Source organism: Thermotoga sp. SG1 (assembly GCF_002865985.1).
Taxonomy (GTDB): Bacteria; Thermotogota; Thermotogae; order Thermotogales; family Thermotogaceae; genus Thermotoga.
Map to the genome: position 1 here is coordinate 26,547 of NZ_LNDD01000001.1, position 16,615 is coordinate 43,161.

Sequence of the window (16,615 nt, forward strand, 5' to 3'; positions counted from 1 at the left end):
GAATATAAATAACTTCTTTTTAGAAACGCAAAAAACAAATACCCTATGGAGTCCGCCTTTTGAGGGCACGAACCCCATACATGGTTGGATATTTTGTTGTGGATTTCCGGGAAAAATTCTCTGGATGTCTTTTATATGCTCTAATAGTATCAGCCTCAAAGTACACTGTCAATTATGAGAATGTTTCAGTTTAGGTGAGCAGAGTGTTAACACGAAGAGTTGTATAATCGTTGGGGAGGGATCGATGTGTCCGGAAAACTCACCGTGATCACAGGGCCAATGTACTCTGGAAAAACAACAGAACTTCTCTCTTTCGTGGAAATATACAGGCTGGGAAGAAAAAAGGTTGCGGTTTTCAAACCAAAAATCGACAACCGGTACCACTCAACGAAGATCGTATCCCATTCTGGTGATGGTGTGGACGCGTTTGTTGTAGAACGACCAGAGGAGATGTGGAAATACATCGACGAAGAAACAAAAGGAGTGTTTGTGGACGAGGTTCAGTTTTTCAATATCGACTTGTTCAACGTGGTAAAAGATCTTCTGAACAGAGGAATAGACGTCTTCTGTGCGGGCCTCGATCTCACCCACAAACAGAATCCGTTCGAAACTACGGCCATGCTTTTGAGCCTTGCGGACACCGTGATAAAGAAGAAGGCAGTCTGTCAAAAATGCGGTGAGTACAGCGCCACACTCACACTGAAAATAGCCGGTGGTGAAGAAGAGATCGATGTCGGCGGCCAGGAGAAATACATAGCAGTCTGCAGGGATTGTTTCAACGCTCTCAAAAGATGATCTTGAAAGTGCTACCCTTTCCTTCTTCGCTCTCTAGAACTATTTTTGCCTTCAACCTTGCGGTGAGTTCTTTCACTATAGAAAGGCCAAGGCCCGATCCTTCTGTGTTTCGTGAAAGTCTGTAGAATCTTTCAAAGATCTTTTTCTGCTCCTTCTTCGGAATGCCAGGTCCCGTGTCCTTCACGTATATTGTTACTCTACCGTCACTGAAGGCACCGACGATTACTTCCCCTTTTTCTGTGAATTTTATAGCGTTGTCTATCAAGTTTTCCAGGACAACCCTCAGGACATCTTTCTCCGTCTCCACAAAAAGGTCATCCGGGCACTCGACTTTCAGTTTCAAATTCTTCGCTTCTGCCTTCGGTGCAAATGTCTCTGTCAGTTCTTCCAGAAACACCTTCAGGTTTATTCTTTCCTTCACAGCGTCTTTGAACATCTCACCGCTTTTTACAAGAAGAAGGAGTTGCTCAACCTGTTTTTTCATCTTCTCCACGTTCTTTTCCATAATTGAAAGTTTACTTTTCACCTCTTCAGGTACGTTCTCCTGGTATTTCAGTACATCAAGACTGGTTTTCAAAACAGAGAGTGGTGTTTTCAACTCGTGCGAAGCATCTATTGAGAACCTTTTCAAACTATCGTACGCATTTTTCACAGGAAGAAGCGCCATTTTTGAAATGAAATATCCGAATATCCAAGCACCTCCAGCCGTGAGAACGATCAAAAGAAGATACATGGACAAAAGCCTCCTGCTACGCTCTACAAGATCAGATATATCCTTTCCCACTCTCAGAAATATGGTGGAATCTCCAATGTCGATCTTCTTTGTGAATACCCTGTAGTTTCCCTCTGTGGAAAATCCCCCCTTTACAGGCACTTCAGGAGTGTCGAGTTTCTCACCAACTTCCAGAAACACCTCACCTGATGAGAGAAGAAGTTGAAAGGCCTCACCCCGTGGGACAAAAAGAGGAGGCATTCCTTTCATCATGCGAAGCATTCCCATCATTCCTGGAGCGCTGAGTCTTCTTTCGATGAACTCAGCGGTTCTCACAAGATCACCATCGAACTGTCTGGTGATTCTGTTCTTTTCAACCATGAAAACGGCCCCCGCGACCACCGCAACAACAAAAACGATGGAAAGCGTGAAAATGAGAGTCCATGTGAGGTGAGTTTTTCTGAAAGCCTTCTTCTCATTCATCACGGACGACATAACCAATTCCCCTCACAGTGTGGATAATTTTTCTTTTGAAACCCTTATCGATCTTTTTTCTCAGGTTCTTTATGTGACTTCTGAGTGTATCAGAAAAGACGGTGTCATCGAAACTCCAGAGATGTTCCTGCAGTTCCTCCTTTGTAACCACCCTGTTTTTGTTCATCATGAGATACTCCAGTATCTGATATTCCTTTTTCGTAAGATCGATCTCTTTTCCTCCCCTGAAAACTTTCCTGGCAGCAGTGTCCAGAATCAAGTCCCCACAAACTAGTTTGACATTTTTGTTCTCTGCTTTTCTTCTGATCAAGGCTTTCACCCGGGCAATGAGTTCTCTGAGATCGAAAGGTTTTGGAAGATAATCATCGGCTCCCATGTTGAGACCTTTCACCCGATATTCCACATCTGAAAGCGCTGTGAGCATCAAAACAGGCGTATCGATGCCTTTTTCTCTCATGGCCTTTAAAATCTCCCAACCATCATGAACAGGAAGCATGATGTCCAAAATCACCACATCGAACTCTTCGTTCAAAGCCATATACATTCCCTCTTCACCGTCGTAGCAGACATCAACGGTGAATATCTCCCTTTTCAATGCTTCGGCGATCAAATCAGCGAGATCTTTTTCGTCTTCCACAAGGAGAACTCTCATTCTATCACCCCGATATGAAAATTCTATCAGTTTGAACGTGAAAAAGTCGTGGAGATTCTCTCCCTTGAAATTCCATCATCTTTATTGTATAATTGAAAAGCAGGAGTTTGGGAGGTCGTCTAACGGTAGGACGGCGGACTCTGGATCCGCTGGTGGAGGTTCGAGTCCTCCCCTCCCAGCCATACATCAAAAGGGGAACTCAGTTCCCCTTTTCTTTTTTCACTGAAAAATATCCTTAACATGAAAATGGTATTTTTTTAAACACGACATGGTATTTTTTTAAATAGGTATGATGAACATTTGAACATTTGTTCATATGAGCAATTAGAGGTGAAATTGTGTACAACGAAAAAATTCACGGAGAAAATAGTGAAGAATTTCTTCTTAAAGGTTTAAACTGCCCAAAATGTGCCGCCAGAATCCAGAAGGAAGTATCAAACCTTCCGGGAATTAAATCTGTGAATCTAGATTTTGCAACCGGTAAACTGAAGATATCTGGCTACGATGTGGATGTTAAGCAAATAGAAAAAATCGTGAAAAATATAGAACCAAGCGTGAAAGTTCAAAGAGAAACAAAAGATCCCAAAGAATCTAATGAGCTTTCAACTCAAAGACCTTTCATTGTAGGAGCTCTCATGTTCATATTTTCGATCACAGTATTTGAATTTAAACTCTTCGATTTTCCTGAATGGTTTCGAGCAGTTATCTACATTCTCAGTTATTTATTCACGGGTTGGGAAATTTTGAGAGCAGCAATTGTGAACATCACCAAAGGTCAAATCTTTGACGAAAACTTCTTAATGACAGTGGCTACTGTTGGAGCTCTTTTCATAAAACAGTTTCCAGAAGCAGTTTCCGTCATGATCTTTTACAAAATAGGAGAAATGCTTCAAGAAAAAGCAGTTGATAGATCTCGCAGATCCATAGAAAAGTTGATGGATATAAAACCAGAGTATGCCAATTTGAAAGTTTGGAAATACAACAAAACGAGTTCATCCAAGTGAAATAAAAGTAGGTGATTTGATAATAGTGAAACCTGGTGAGAAAATACCTCTTGACGGAAAAGTGGTTGATGGACATTCGGTGATCGATACGTCAGTTCTCACCGGTGAATCCATTCCATGTGAAGTGAGACAAGGAGATACCGTTTTAAGCGGTTCTATCAACATGCATGGTGTTATCACTTTACAGGTAACCAAAGATTTCTCCCATTCTACAGTATCCAAAATTATCGAACTGGTTGAAAATGCTTCCTCCAGAAAAGCACGCGTAGAGCGCTTTATAACCAAATTTTCACGTTACTACTCTCCTTTCGTAGTTTTCTCAGCACTTGCCATCGCAGTGTTCCCACCCCTGGTCATTCCTGGGGCAAAAATGACTACATGGGTATACAGAGCTCTCGTTTTTCTCGTGATCTCTTGCCCTTGCGCACTGGTTCTATCTGTCCCTCTTACATTCTTCAGCGCAATAGGAAAAGCTGCTCGTCAGGGAATTTTGGTCAAAGGAGGAAACTACCTTGATGCTCTTAATACTGTGAAAGTGATTGCTCTTGATAAAACAGGTACTTTGACTAAAGGTGTTTTCAAGGTAATAAAAATGGTCTCCAAAAATGGTTTTGAAGAGAAAGAAGTTCTAGAAACAGCAGCGTATGCAGAGTTTTTCTCAAACCATCCAGTTGCCAAGGCAATACTTGAAAAATACAATGGTGCTATCGACAGTTCAAAAATTGAAGATTTTCACGAATCACCAGGTTTTGGTGTAACAGCCAGAATCGAATCTAAAGAGGTGCTGGTGGGCAACTATAAGTTAATGAAAAAATCTGGTGTAGAAATTGAAAAGGTTGAAGACACTGGCATAATCACTTTTGTTGCTATAAACAGGAAGTTGGCAGGCTACATAGTAGTATCCGACGAAATAAAAGAAGATGCCAGAGAAACTATAGAAACTCTGAAAAAACGCAACATAAAAGTTGTTATGTTGACTGGTGATAGAGAAGAGGTAGCCAGAAAAGTAGCAGATGAACTTGGAATAGAAGAGTTTTTCAGTGAACTTCTTCCTCACGAGAAATTAGAAAAAATAGAGAGTCTGTTGAAAAAAAACGGATGGAAAACTCGCGTTTGTTGGTGATGGAGTGAACGATGCACCCACTCTAGCAAGGGCAGATGTGGGTATAGCCATGGGTGCTCTTGGAACTGACGCAGCCATAGAAACTGCCGACATTGTGATAATGACAGATGAACTAAAGAAAATCATCACAGCTTTAGACATTGCTCGTTTCACAAGGAAGAACGTTTTAGAAAACATAATCTTCTCAATAGGAGTAAAGCTTCTTTTCCTCGGCCTTGGTACTTTTGGATTGGCCAACATGTGGGAAGCTGTGTTTTCCGATGTAGGAGTAGCATTGATTGCTATTTTCAACAGCCTTAGAATAATCAAAAGCTGAAGTGTGTAGGACTCATTTGAAACAAATGTTCAAAATCATTTTTCCTCCATCACATGTTGAAGTCCTTGAATGAAAAGACAAAGGACATGATCATCATCGAGCGAATAATAAGCAGACTTTCCTGATCGTCTTCGTTTAACCAAACGTTTGTCTCGGAGGATCCTGAGCTGGTGTGAAACGGCCGAAGGACTCATTCCGAGAATTTTTGCGATATCGTGCACACAATACTCTGAATCCTTTAAAACATAAAGTATTTTTACCCGAGTAGGATCTGAAAGAGTTTTAAATAGCTCCGCCAAGGCATACACCGTTTCTTCTTCAAGAGGGGTACTTTTAAGAAAAAATCTTGCTTCTTCCGTTAATTGACACAACTCACAAAAATCTTCCGAAATTTTTTCATTTTTCTCTTTCATCAGATCACCCCTCAAAGTCCTAATCTGTACCAATACTTTAGGATATCACATTTCTCATAGATTTATTTTTATGCTGTATTTGGAATAATTACGGTCATTTTTCACAATCTCACCCTACATTTCTCAAATGAAAAATTTATGCTACATTTATTGCAAATAGAACTCCTCTATGGTATAAATGTTATACACAAGATTTTATATTCATGCCTTTCCGCTCGTTAGGAGGTGAATACCTTGCCCTATGACCTCCCCCGTTTGATACCCGACAGGGATTTTAAGGTTCCATCCGCGTGTGGTGTCTCTGGAATAATGAACACATCTGGAAAAAGATTCAGCGGAAGCACAATAGTTGAAACAATGGTTTTAATGCGCGAAAGAGGAAACGGCCTTGGAGCAGGTTATGCTGCCTACGGCATATATCCTGAGCTCAAAGATTTTTACTGCTTTCACATGCTCTACGACAGTGATATGGACAAGAAAAACGCAGAAGAGTACATAAAATCCCACTACGAAATCATCGAAAGCGAACCCATTCCCACCAGAAAGAACCCCCATATCAAAGAAGTTCACATCCTCTGGCGATACTTCTTGAAACCAAAGGGTATACCAGAGGGCGCCACCGAAGAAGATTTTGTTGTTGATACGGTTATGTTCATAAACGAAAAGATCAAAGGCGCCTTTGTGATGTCCAGTGGTAAGAACATGGGAGTCTTCAAAGGTGTTGGTTTCCCTGAAGACATAGCTGACTTTTACAGGATAGACGAGTACAAGGGTTACATCTGGACAGCACACAACAGATTTCCAACGAACACCGTCGGTTGGTGGGGTGGGGCCCATCCTTTCGGAATTCTCGACTGGACAGTTGTTCACAACGGAGAGATCTCGTCCTATGGTATAAACAGAAGATTTCTGGAAGCATACGGCTACAAGTGTACTCTCATGACGGATACCGAAGTTGTGGCCTATCTTGTGGATCTGTTCATGAGAAGATTTGGATACAGTCCAAGAATCACCGCTAAAATACTCGCTGCCCCTCTGTGGAAAGACATAGATCTCATGCCAGAAGAAGAAAGAAAACTCTACACCGCTTTGAGGATGAATTACGGTGGAGCACTCCTCAACGGTCCCTTTGCTATTATTGTGGCAAACAACAACATGATGATGGGACTGAACGACAGAATAAAACTCAGACCCCTTGTAGCTGCTACAAAAGATGATTTCCTCTATATAGCCTCCGAGGAGTCTGCCATAAGGGCTGTTTGTCCCGATCCAGACGAGGTATGGGCTCCCAAGGCGGGAGAACCCGTTGTGGGAGTTCTGAAATCCGCCGAAAAAGTCCGGGTGGCATTGGAGGGAGAAAATGGCTAAGAGGAAAGTACCAGCGGAATTTGTGGTGGAACGTGATGATTATAAATGTATAAGGTGTCTTGCCTGTGTCAGAGTGTGCTCATATGGAGCAAATTATTACGATGAAAATGCCAACAAAGTTTACACGGAAAATTACAAATGTGTTGGATGTCACTTCTGTGAAGCCATTTGTCCAACTGAAGCCATAACGGTTCGAAGGAACAATTTCGACATCAGACCCCTTGCACACTGGACCCCTGAACACCTTATAGGCATCATGAAGCAAGCAGACACCGGTGGAGTTTTACTCACCAGCATGGGAAACGATCGTCCTTACTTCAGCTACTTTGATAGGATCGTTCTCAACGCAAGTCAGGTGACAAATCCATCGATAGATCCTCTCAGAGAACCGATGGAGATCAGAACCTACATAGGAAGAAAAGAGGCAAGACTGGAAATAGAAGAAGATTCAGATGGAAACGTAGCTCTCAAAACAGAGATAGCCCCCCAGTTGAAACTAGAAGTTCCCGTCATGTTCACCGCTATGTCCTACGGTTCGATCAGTTTGAACGCCCTTCTGTCTCTGGCGAGGGCAGCAAGAACAATTGGAACCTTCTTCAACACAGGTGAAGGAGGCCTCCCAAAAGAGCTCAGAGAGTTCAAGGACAACATGATCGTTCAAGTTGCCTCCGGGCGTTTCGGTGTGAGTGCAGATTATCTGAACGCAGGATCGGCCGTCGAGATAAAGATAGGACAGGGTGCAAAACCAGGTATCGGAGGGCACCTTCCTGGTGAAAAGGTCACAGAACCCATTTCTGAAACCAGGATGATTCCCGTTGGAACCGATGCTCTATCTCCCGCCCCACACCACGATATCTACTCCATAGAAGATCTCAGACAGCTTATCTACGCCATAAAAGAAGCCACAAGGTACGAAAAGCCGGTCGGAGTCAAGATTGCAGCGGTGCACAACGTGGCTCCCATAGCAGCCGGTATGGTCAGAGCAGGGGCAGACTACATCGTGATAGACGGTATCAGAGGGGGAACAGGTGCTGCTCCCAAGGTGACAAGAGACCACGTAGGAATTCCCATAGAATTTGCCATCGCTGTGGTTGACCAGAGGCTCAGAGAAGAGGGTATAAGACACATGGCATCGATCGTTGTGGCAGGAGGTATCAGGAACAGTGCGGACGTTATAAAAGCAATCGCACTTGGAGCGGACGCGGTCTACATAGGAACAGCGGCACTGGTTGCTCTTGGTTGTCATCTATGTCAGACGTGTTACCTTGGAAAGTGTAACTGGGGTATAGCCACTCAGGATCCAAAGCTCACAAAGAGACTCAACCCGGAGATAGGAGCAAGGAGGGCAGCAAACCTCCTGAGGGCCTGGGCTCACGAGATAAAAGAGATCCTCGGTGGAATGGGAATCAACGCCATAGAGTCCCTCAGGGGTAACAGGGAGGCACTCAGGGGAGTTGGACTTCACGAATACGAATTGAAACTCCTAGGAATCAAACCCGCGGGAGAGGCGTGGTGATAACTGTGAGGAGAATTCTCATCAGAGAAGAGTACTGTATGGGGTGCAAACTCTGTGAAATAAACTGTGTGGCGGCCCAGGTGGGGACGGGAAATCTCATAAAGGTTTACAAATATGTCCCGGAACTTCCTGAACCGAATGTGATCATTGAAGAGCACGACTACGTCACTTTCGCACTTCAGTGCAGAAATTGTGATGATCCTTCGTGTCTGAAGGCCTGTATGACAGGGGCAATGCACAGAGACCCAGAAACGGGAGCCATAAAGGTGAACCAGGAAAAATGTGTTGGATGCTGGATGTGTATCATGGCATGTCCGTTTGGTGCTGTAAGGAGAAGTACGAAGGAGAAGAAGGTGGCTTCCAAATGTGATCTCTGCATCGACAGAGGAACCCCTGCTTGTGTTGAAGGTTGTCCGAACGAAGCCCTTGTTCTTGTTGAGGTGAGAGTATGAGGTACGTTGTGGTCGGATCAGGACCAGCCGGTTTGAATGCGATAGAGGCGATCAGGGAACTCGATAAAGATGGAGAAATTCTCCTCATAACTACAGAAAAGTACGTTGGATACTCCAGACCTCTCATCACCTATCTTCTAGGAAGAAAAGTCACAGAAGAGAAGATGTACTACAGAACAGAGGATTATCTGAAAGAAATGGGAGTTTTGTTAAAACCTGCCACGAGGGTAGAGAAGGTGATCCCAAAAGAAAAAATCATTGTAACCAGCCAGGGGGAAAGGATAGCATACGATAAACTTCTTCTTGCCGTAGGCGGAAAACCCTTTGTTCCAAAGATAGAGGGCCTTGAGGGAAAGAAAGGAGTTTTCACCTTCACCACCTGGGAAGACGAAGAAGAAGTAGAAAGATATATAAAAGAAAGCAACGTGAAAGAAGCTGTTGTGCTTGGTGGAGGATTGATCGGTCTTAAGACGACAGAGGCGTTGATGGAACTTGGAGTGAAGGTGACCATCGTTGAGCTTGCAGATAGAATTCTCTCCGTTACGTTCGACAAAAAAGCCTCTGAGATCATCACCAATGCGCTAAAAAGAGAGGGATGCGATGTAATCACAAACGACACCGTTGTGGCAGTGAGAGGTGAAAACACAGTATCTTCTGTTGTTCTGAGAAGTGGAAAGGAAATTCCCACCAAACTTCTCATCGTTGCTATAGGTGTTAGGCCAAATGTAGATTTTCTCAAAGATTCTGGTATAGAGATCAACAGGGGTATCGTGGTGAACGAAAAAATGGAAACAAGTGAAAAGGATATCTACGCGGCAGGAGACTGCGCAGAGTTCTACGACTTGATCGATGGTCAGCGAAAAACGATAGCCATCTGGCCCGTTGCCGTTGCTCAGGGAAGAGTCGCAGGCTATAACATGGCAGGTGGGAACGTGAGATACCCCGGTGGTATTCCTATGAACTCTGTCGAACTTGCAGGAATTCCCACCATATCCGTTGGACACACCAACGTCGAAGGTGACGAGTATGAGATCCTCACTTACGAAGAAGGAAACACCTACAAAAAGATGGTCATAAAGGACAACAAACTCATAGGTGCTGTTCTCGTTAACGATATAGACAGGGCGGGAATTTACACAGGACTCATTCTTCAGAAACTGGATGTGTCTTCTTTCAAAGACAAACTACTCAACGAAAACTTTGGCCTTGTGTACCTTCCGAAGGAGTTCAGAAAGAAGATGCTGGAGGGGGAAGTCAAGATATGGTTAGAATAGACGCAAAAGGAGTTCACTACAAAAAGCTGAACGACATGATATGGGAAGCGATAGAAAACGGTGAGACAGAGATCATTCTCGATAACGTCTGTGGACAGAGATACATAGGAGCAGGTATCAGAAAGAAGGTCAAGATAGAGATAAATGGGGTCCCAGGGAACGATCTTGGTGTTTTCATGGATGGTCCGGAGATCGTGGTGAACGGAAACGCTCAAGACGGTGTAGGAAACACCATGAACGCCGGCAAGATCGTGGTACACGGCCATGCGGGAGACATCATAGGATACGCCATGAGAGGCGGACATATCTACATAAAAGGAAGCGCTGGATATCGAGTGGGTATACACATGAAGGCTTACAAGGAGAACTATCCCGTAATTGTGATTGGAGGGTTCGCAAGAGACTTTCTGGGAGAATACATGGCAGGAGGTCTACTCATAGTTCTGGGTTTGGAAAAAGATGAGGATGAAAGCATCGCTGGCAACTATGTTGGAACGGGAATGCACGGCGGAGAAATATTTTTGAGAGGAACCATAGAAGAACACAAACTAGGGAAAGAAGTGAAGATCTTCCAGCCCTCTGAAGAAGATATGAAACGAATCAGACCGTATATTGAAGAATTCTGCAAACTCTTCGGATACGATCTAGAAGAAATACTGAGTGAGGAATTCATACTCCTAAAACCATACACCCACAGGCCTTATGGAAGGTTGTATGCTTATTAAAAATACTCCCGGCAGATGCCGGGAGTTTTCATTTCAAAATGTCGGAAAGGTACCTCTCAACAACCGCCCGAGCCGCGCCGAGCATCCAGCTTGCGCTCGCCAAATGATATTCCACTTCGTCTATGAACTCTCGATTGAAACGCTCTTTAATCATTTTCTCTAGCAACTTTGCCATGTCTTCACTCACAGCACCTTCTCCTACAAGAAAAACCTGAGAAACACCCGTGCTCATGAGAACATCGCCCACAGCAACAGAAAGATGTTTGAAAGCTTCTTCGTAGTGTTTCTTCACCGACTCAAAATTCTCCTTCGCCTTTTTTCTTATCTCTTCAATGAAGGATCTGTATTTTTCCTCTTCGTTCGAAATGAAATCCTCAAAATCAATCTCTGATCCAAGATAGGACTTCAAGACAGCGTACTCAGACGAGTGATACTCCAGACATCCTGTCTGTCCACAATAACATTTCCCGTCGGATGATACTATCACGTGGCCCATTTCCAGATGCTCGATCCTTCCGTTTTTGAAAAGACTTGCACCTATTCCCACTCCGTAGCTTATGAGAAGAAAGTCAGAATCTGTTCTTTGAGAAATCTCACGACACAAAGCGTCAGCATCGTTCATTACAATTACTCTTTCAAAATCTTCCAGAACATCCTTTGGCCTCCAGTTTCTCACGTTCATCACATGAGAAACGACTACCTCTTGATCCTTCACAAGTCCAGAAGAGCAAATACCTATTCCAAGCAGATTCTCCGAGAAAAGATTCTCAACCGTTTCTCTGAGTGCTTCCGTGTAACCTTCGTTGTTTCTCATCGGTGCGAGAATACTTACTCTATGCTCTCTAATAGGATTCAGGAATGCATCAAAGAGCACACCGCGCACTTCCTCTCGACCAACTTTCACTCCGATCACACTGAATCTTTCAGGATTTACACTCAAAATCTGATAAGGTCTTCCTTTTTTTGATTTGACTTCCTCGATTAAGAGAAAGTTTTCTTCGTTCAACTCATCGATAATGTAACTCAAAGTGCTGTGGGCAAGTCCCAGTTCTTGCGAAAGATCGCTCCGGGTAACCTTTCCACTTTCCAGTATGTGTTTTATAACCTTCAACTTGTTCTCTTTTCGAAGCAAAGGAGAGGGCACACTCTCACCTCAGAAGGTCCAGAAAAGTTTTCAGGTAATTCTTAAGATGCACGGTGATGATGAAGTTCTCAACGACGGTTTTCTTTCCGTTTTCTCCCATTCTTTTTCGAAGCTCTTCATCTTTTATAAGCTTTATCACATATTCTGCCAGCTTTTCTTTTTCCCATGCCAGATAACCATTCTCTCCGTGCTTCACTTGTATCTTAACTCCTCCAACAGGTCTTGCAACAACCGGAACCTTCTTGTAAAGTGCTTCACTTATCACAAGACCGAAACCTTCCCTTGTTGCCGTGTGTAATGCGACAGTTGTAGCCCTTTGGATGGCGTTCACTTCTATGTTTCCAACCCCTTTCAAGTTGGTGCAGAACTTTATATCTTCGTCAATTCCTGCGTAACGAAGCACTTTCTCGTAGAAAAACCAGCCCTCCGGATCATCCGTTGCCATAGCGGAAACTATAGCAAGTTGAACCTCGGGAATTTCCTTTTTCACGAGCCTGTAAACATCTATAGCACTGAAAAGATCTTTCCAAGGGTCAAAACGCGCAACGACTGTGATCAGTGGCCTTGTTGAATCTATTTCCAATCTTTCAAGAACACTCTTTATCGTATCTTCGTCAAGATCGCGGTTTTTTTCACTCAGTGGATCTATGCTCGGTGGGAAAGCAATGCTTTTCTCTTTCCAGTCTTCTGGAAAGTATTCTTCCAGATGAAACACGAGTTTGTCGTATCCTTTCAGATAATGGGAAAATCTCTCCCAGATCTTTTTGTTTGGAGTGGAAAGATCGATATGGCACCTCCAGATCCACTTTTTATCGTTCGAATCTACATACTTTCTCACTGCGGCGGGCTGAGGATCGTGTATCACTATCACTTCTTCATCTTGGATTAAACCAATGTTCTCTTGACAAACCTTCTCGTAGAAGTCCCATTCTTCGTCTGAAATTTCTATCTCTGCACCCTGCAAAGTGTTATGGAATTTCTTTGTGACGTTGAAAAACTCATCAGGTGCTTCTATAACTCTCCATTTAGCGTCAAGACCCACCGATTTCATTAATGGAACGAGGTTGTGGAGAATTTCAGCGACTCCTCCTCCGTAGGCCGTTGCGTTCACGTGGAGTATCTTCATACCTTTCAATGGTTCTGCGAGTTTTCTGATCGTGTCCACTTCGTTGTGAATTATTGGCCTGTATTCTTCTATACTTCTTTCCCTCAGTTTGACATCCATACCGACTCCTCCTTATTTATTCGTAACCTGAATTAATACACATTTAATCATATCACACTGAAGAAAAAGTTCAATAGGGTATTTCTACTTGTCTGTATTAGACAAAATATTGTAAGAATAACAAATTATAGTTTTATTCACTAAACCATGGTAAGTTCCATTCATTCACAAAGTAGGGTATGTTTGTATTTAGCATTAGAAAGGAGATACAGAGTATGCAATTACCGGTAACGAAAAATTTCATGCGCCTTTGTGGTACCGGAAGCTATGCAATAAAAAAGGAATAATGAGCGAAAAAGGAAAACAACTACTCAGAAATAACTTGAACATAAACTTATGATTTGACGACAAATAAAGAAGCGACATACTTATCCTTTAACACTTTAAGGTAGACCTTTTTACGAGAATTTGTGAAAACAAGAACTAGTTGATTTTCCCCTGAAACACCCCAAAATGGCCTGACCTAGGTTAGGGTAATTTATCTTTTGTTTTTGCTATGGTTTAGGCTTTTCATTGACTATGCAATTATTCCATTTTTCCAAACAGTACTTGACTGACCCTTTCTGTGTGTTAGAATCACTTATGATGAAACACCCTCTCTATCTTCTTATATACTCTTGCTTTCTGATATGTTCTGTGGTATAATTTCTTTGAAATCCAATGGGTTTCAATACTTCCTTAGAGGTATGGAAACACATTAATGGAAAGAGGGTTTTGGTAACACCACCTACGTTTCAATACTTCCTTAGAGGTATGGAAACCTTGCGCTTCCAAAAAGATCGAAGAACGATCATTATAGTTTCAATACTTCCTTAGAGGTATGGAAACTTCTGCTTCTTCTACCCATTCTACTACCTCCTCAAGTGTTTCAATACTTCCTTAGAGGTATGGAAACCATTTTTGCATACCCCGAGCTTGAAGAATGGGAGGAGTTTCAATACTTCCTTAGAGGTATGGAAACCCAAAGAGGGAACATTTTTTGGCAGATGTCCCCCGTTTCAATACTTCCTTAGAGGTATGGAAACATAGTACTTTCCCAATCTGATACTCCTCGTATTCTGGTTTCAATACTTCCTTAGAGGTATGGAAACGGTGACAAACAAAAAGCTGAAGGTCTTGCACAACAGGTTTCAATACTTCCTTAGAGGTATGGAAACACCAGTCGTGACCGTATTTGGAGTTGAGTATGAACACGTTTCAATACTTCCTTAGAGGTATGGAAACTCATATTTCCCGCCGGTTGCCTGTTGTACCTGGTGATGTTTCAATACTTCCTTAGAGGTATGGAAACCATATACTCCAGAGAGCAGTTAGAAAGAGAAGTAGAGTTTCAATACTTCCTTAGAGGTATGGAAACAAAAACAGAAGGGGCAAGAATAAAAAAAGCGGGTACCGTTTCAATACTTCCTTAGAGGTATGGAAACACCGTTGTCCACTGCGGTATTTTCTGCGCAAATTTGCGTTTCAATACTTCCTTAGAGGTATGGAAACGTGTCTATATAATATGTATCCTCCTCTGGATCCTCAAGTTTCAATACTTCCTTAGAGGTATGGAAACTGTCCTCTTGTGTGACTTCCAGTAGCAAAGATTCCTTGTTTCAATACTTCCTTAGAGGTATGGAAACACTCCCCGGCGGAGATACTTCCGCTTGTGTCTATGAGTTTCAATACTTCCTTAGAGGTATGGAAACCTACTGCTTCGGCGTAGTTCGGCATAAGTTTGGCATGTTTCAATACTTCCTTAGAGGTATGGAAACAGGATATAGTCCTCGGCATCTGAGCAGTCGAGAAAGGTTTCAATACTTCCTTAGAGGTATGGAAACCCTGAGATCAGAATCCAAATCCTCGAGCAAGCCCTGTTTCAATACTTCCTTAGAGGTATGGAAACAATTCCTGCGGTGACATTGAAAGGGGCTTCCAGTCAAGTTTCAATACTTCCTTAGAGGTATGGAAACTGTAATAGCCATCTAACCATCCCCCCTTCCCACAATCGTTTCAATACTTCCTTAGAGGTATGGAAACGGAATCATGTTCTCACCCCCACGCGATGAACTTTTTGGTTTCAATACTTCCTTAGAGGTATGGAAACATGGGTTCGTTTTGCGGGGAAAGGGAGTTGAGCATGGTTTCAATACTTCCTTAGAGGTATGGAAACTCTCCTTTTCTGAAACGCTGATTAAATGTGCCTATGTTTCAATCCTTCCTTAGAAGTAGTACAGAGTCCCACCTTTTTTTCGCTTGCTGCACTGTGTTTCGATAATGCATGTAAACGCTTTTCTTTCGGTTTCATTTCAATGTTTCTATACTCCTTATGGTTCCCTCATTTTTCATTAATTTGCTAAAATTTGAGAAAAAAGCATTCAAGGGGGATATAAGATGAGATTTTTCATCCTCGGTGCTGGGAGTTGGGGAACGGTTTTTGCACAGATGTTGAAGGAAAACAACGAAGAAGTGGTGTTGTGGGCAAGAAGAAGAGAAATTGCGGATTTGATAAACAATTATCATACAAGTCCCTATCTCGAAGGGTTAAAAATCACTGTTCGAGCAACGAACGATCTTGAAGAACTGAAAAGTAGCGATATTCTGGTTATTGCCACACCTGTACAACACGTAAGAGAGTACCTTAACAAACTTTCTGTGAAACCATACATGGTGTTGAATCTTTCCAAGGGAATTGAGATAGAATCAGGAAAAAGAGTTTCTCAAATTGTCGAAGAGATCTTAGGGTGTCCTTACGCGGTTCTTTCTGGACCTTCCCACGCTGAAGAGGTTGCCAGAAAACTTCCAACAGCCGTCACACTCGCTGGAGAGAATGCCAAAGAGCTTCAGAGGAGGATTTCGAACGAATATTTCAGAGTTTATACCAGTGAAGACGTCGTGGGGGTGGAAATTGCTGGCGCGCTGAAAAATGTCATAGCGATAGCCTCAGGGATTCTCGACGGACTCGGCGGTTGGGACAATGCAAAGGCTGCCCTCGAAACGCGAGGAATCTATGAGATAGCAAGATTTGGGATTCATTTTGGAGCAGATCAGAAAACCTTCATGGGACTTGCAGGTATTGGAGACCTTATGGTTACATGTAACAGTAAATACAGTAGAAACAGACGGTTTGGTGAGTTGATTGCAAAAGGATTCGATCCACAAAAGCTTCTCGAAAGTTCCCATCAAATTGTAGAAGGTGCCTTCACAGTGAAAGCTGTGGTGAAAGAGGCTAGAAAAGAAAAAATAGAGATGCCTATTTCGGAGGAAGTGTATCGTGTCATTTATGAAGGAAAATCTCCTTTTCAATCGATGAAAGATCTGATGGGAAGAAGCCTGAAAGAAGAATTTTGGAGTGATTGATGCCAGGAACTTCAAGAAAAATTTCTACCTTTTATGTTGAAATTTAACTTGAAAACCCT

The 16,615-nt window shown here is 42.8% G+C and carries 15 protein-coding genes, 1 tRNA gene and 1 CRISPR repeat array; of the genes, 11 read left to right on the plus strand and 5 right to left on the minus strand.

Translation table 11 applies throughout. From position 1 onward, the window contains the following. Positions 1 to 246: 246 nt before the first annotated feature. Positions 247 to 795: a thymidine kinase gene (locus AS006_RS00145; RefSeq protein WP_101512373.1), complete on the plus strand. Its 549-nt coding sequence runs from the start codon at positions 247 to 249 to the stop codon at positions 793 to 795. Here AS006_RS00145 and AS006_RS00150 read toward each other — a convergent pair. Together AS006_RS00150 and AS006_RS00155 are read right to left on the minus strand one after the other, a co-directional pair. Then, on the minus strand, positions 785 to 2,002 hold the full coding sequence (locus AS006_RS00150; protein WP_101512374.1) for a HAMP domain-containing sensor histidine kinase: 1,218 nt from the start codon (positions 2,000 to 2,002) through the stop codon (positions 785 to 787). The genes AS006_RS00145 and AS006_RS00150 overlap by 11 nt on opposite strands. Then, positions 1,983 to 2,654: a response regulator transcription factor gene (locus AS006_RS00155; protein WP_101512375.1), complete on the minus strand. Its 672-nt coding sequence runs from the start codon at positions 2,652 to 2,654 to the stop codon at positions 1,983 to 1,985. Before AS006_RS00155 ends, AS006_RS00150 begins: the two co-directional genes overlap by 20 nt. Before the next feature lie 108 nt (positions 2,655 to 2,762). Between AS006_RS00155 and AS006_RS00160 the strand changes: the two genes are divergently transcribed. The 4 genes from AS006_RS00160 (at position 2,763) to AS006_RS09490 (ending at position 5,097) form a co-directional block, all read left to right on the plus strand. Further along, a tRNA-Gln gene (locus tag AS006_RS00160) sits at positions 2,763 to 2,836 on the plus strand. Positions 2,837 to 2,992: 156 nt separating this feature from the next. Continuing rightward, a complete protein-coding gene (locus tag AS006_RS09480; RefSeq protein WP_199167230.1) occupies positions 2,993 to 3,658 on the plus strand; it encodes a heavy-metal-associated domain-containing protein in 666 nt (221 codons plus the stop codon). 25 nt (positions 3,659 to 3,683) lie between these two features. Next, the gene (locus AS006_RS09485) at positions 3,684 to 4,781 is read left to right on the plus strand and encodes a heavy metal translocating P-type ATPase (protein WP_233185591.1); all 1,098 of its coding nucleotides are present in this window, start codon (positions 3,684 to 3,686) and stop codon (positions 4,779 to 4,781) included. Between the two features lie 4 nt (positions 4,782 to 4,785). Further along, positions 4,786 to 5,097 (plus strand): hypothetical protein, encoded by a 312-nt coding sequence (locus AS006_RS09490; protein ID WP_199167232.1) that lies wholly within the window; start codon positions 4,786 to 4,788, stop codon positions 5,095 to 5,097. Between the two features lie 35 nt (positions 5,098 to 5,132). Here the strand turns inward: AS006_RS09490 and AS006_RS00170 are convergent, their stop codons facing one another. Next, on the minus strand, positions 5,133 to 5,510 hold the full coding sequence (locus AS006_RS00170; RefSeq protein WP_101512376.1) for a metalloregulator ArsR/SmtB family transcription factor: 378 nt from the start codon (positions 5,508 to 5,510) through the stop codon (positions 5,133 to 5,135). Between the two features lie 234 nt (positions 5,511 to 5,744). Between AS006_RS00170 and AS006_RS00175 the strand changes: the two genes are divergently transcribed. Genes AS006_RS00175 through AS006_RS00195 form a run of 5 tightly spaced genes read left to right on the plus strand, consistent with a single transcriptional unit; the run spans position 5,745 to position 10,845 of the window. Next, a complete protein-coding gene (locus AS006_RS00175) occupies positions 5,745 to 6,878 on the plus strand; it encodes a glutamine amidotransferase family protein (RefSeq protein WP_101512377.1) in 1,134 nt (377 codons plus the stop codon). After that, on the plus strand, positions 6,871 to 8,394 hold the full coding sequence (locus tag AS006_RS00180) for a glutamate synthase-related protein (protein WP_101512378.1): 1,524 nt from the start codon (positions 6,871 to 6,873) through the stop codon (positions 8,392 to 8,394). The genes AS006_RS00175 and AS006_RS00180 overlap by 8 nt, the downstream gene beginning before the upstream one ends. Then, positions 8,391 to 8,846 (plus strand): 4Fe-4S dicluster domain-containing protein, encoded by a 456-nt coding sequence (locus AS006_RS00185; RefSeq protein ID WP_199167234.1) that lies wholly within the window; start codon positions 8,391 to 8,393, stop codon positions 8,844 to 8,846. The genes AS006_RS00180 and AS006_RS00185 overlap by 4 nt, the downstream gene beginning before the upstream one ends. Further along, positions 8,843 to 10,120, plus strand: a complete 1,278-nt coding sequence (locus AS006_RS00190; RefSeq protein WP_101512380.1) for an NAD(P)/FAD-dependent oxidoreductase — start codon at positions 8,843 to 8,845, stop codon at positions 10,118 to 10,120. The genes AS006_RS00185 and AS006_RS00190 overlap by 4 nt, the downstream gene beginning before the upstream one ends. After that, complete coding sequence (locus AS006_RS00195) at positions 10,108 to 10,845, plus strand: hypothetical protein (RefSeq protein WP_101512721.1); 738 nt, start codon at positions 10,108 to 10,110, stop codon at positions 10,843 to 10,845. The genes AS006_RS00190 and AS006_RS00195 overlap by 13 nt, the downstream gene beginning before the upstream one ends. Before the next feature lie 28 nt (positions 10,846 to 10,873). Here the strand turns inward: AS006_RS00195 and AS006_RS00200 are convergent, their stop codons facing one another. Together AS006_RS00200 and AS006_RS00205 are read right to left on the minus strand one after the other, a co-directional pair. Next, positions 10,874 to 11,989, minus strand: a complete 1,116-nt coding sequence (locus AS006_RS00200; protein ID WP_101512381.1) for an ROK family transcriptional regulator — start codon at positions 11,987 to 11,989, stop codon at positions 10,874 to 10,876. Positions 11,990 to 11,993: 4 nt separating this feature from the next. Then, positions 11,994 to 13,214 carry a glycosyltransferase gene (locus AS006_RS00205; RefSeq protein ID WP_101512382.1) on the minus strand — a complete coding sequence of 407 codons (1,221 nt, stop codon included), beginning with the start codon at positions 13,212 to 13,214 and terminating at the stop codon, positions 11,994 to 11,996. 664 nt (positions 13,215 to 13,878) lie between these two features. Further along, positions 13,879 to 15,434: a CRISPR direct-repeat array (repeat unit 30 nt; unit sequence GTTTCAATACTTCCTTAGAGGTATGGAAAC). 156 nt (positions 15,435 to 15,590) lie between these two features. Here AS006_RS00205 and AS006_RS00215 point away from each other — a divergent pair. Further along, positions 15,591 to 16,556, plus strand: a complete 966-nt coding sequence (locus AS006_RS00215) for an NAD(P)H-dependent glycerol-3-phosphate dehydrogenase (RefSeq protein WP_101512383.1) — start codon at positions 15,591 to 15,593, stop codon at positions 16,554 to 16,556. Positions 16,557 to 16,615: the final 59 nt, after the last annotated feature.

Coding starts and splice junctions, on each gene's coding strand:
- AS006_RS00150 (WP_101512374.1), bottom strand. CDS start 2,002: ATGTCGTCCGTGATGAATGAGAAGAAGGCTTTCAGAAAAACTCACCTC.
- AS006_RS00155 (WP_101512375.1), bottom strand. CDS start 2,654: ATGAGAGTTCTCCTTGTGGAAGACGAAAAAGATCTCGCTGATTTGATC.
- AS006_RS00170 (WP_101512376.1), bottom strand. CDS start 5,510: ATGAAAGAGAAAAATGAAAAAATTTCGGAAGATTTTTGTGAGTTGTGT.
- AS006_RS00180 (WP_101512378.1), top strand. CDS start 6,871: ATGGCTAAGAGGAAAGTACCAGCGGAATTTGTGGTGGAACGTGATGAT.
- AS006_RS00190 (WP_101512380.1), top strand. CDS start 8,843: ATGAGGTACGTTGTGGTCGGATCAGGACCAGCCGGTTTGAATGCGATA.
- AS006_RS00195 (WP_101512721.1), top strand. CDS start 10,108: ATGGTTAGAATAGACGCAAAAGGAGTTCACTACAAAAAGCTGAACGAC.
- AS006_RS00205 (WP_101512382.1), bottom strand. CDS start 13,214: ATGGATGTCAAACTGAGGGAAAGAAGTATAGAAGAATACAGGCCAATA.
- AS006_RS00215 (WP_101512383.1), top strand. CDS start 15,591: ATGAGATTTTTCATCCTCGGTGCTGGGAGTTGGGGAACGGTTTTTGCA.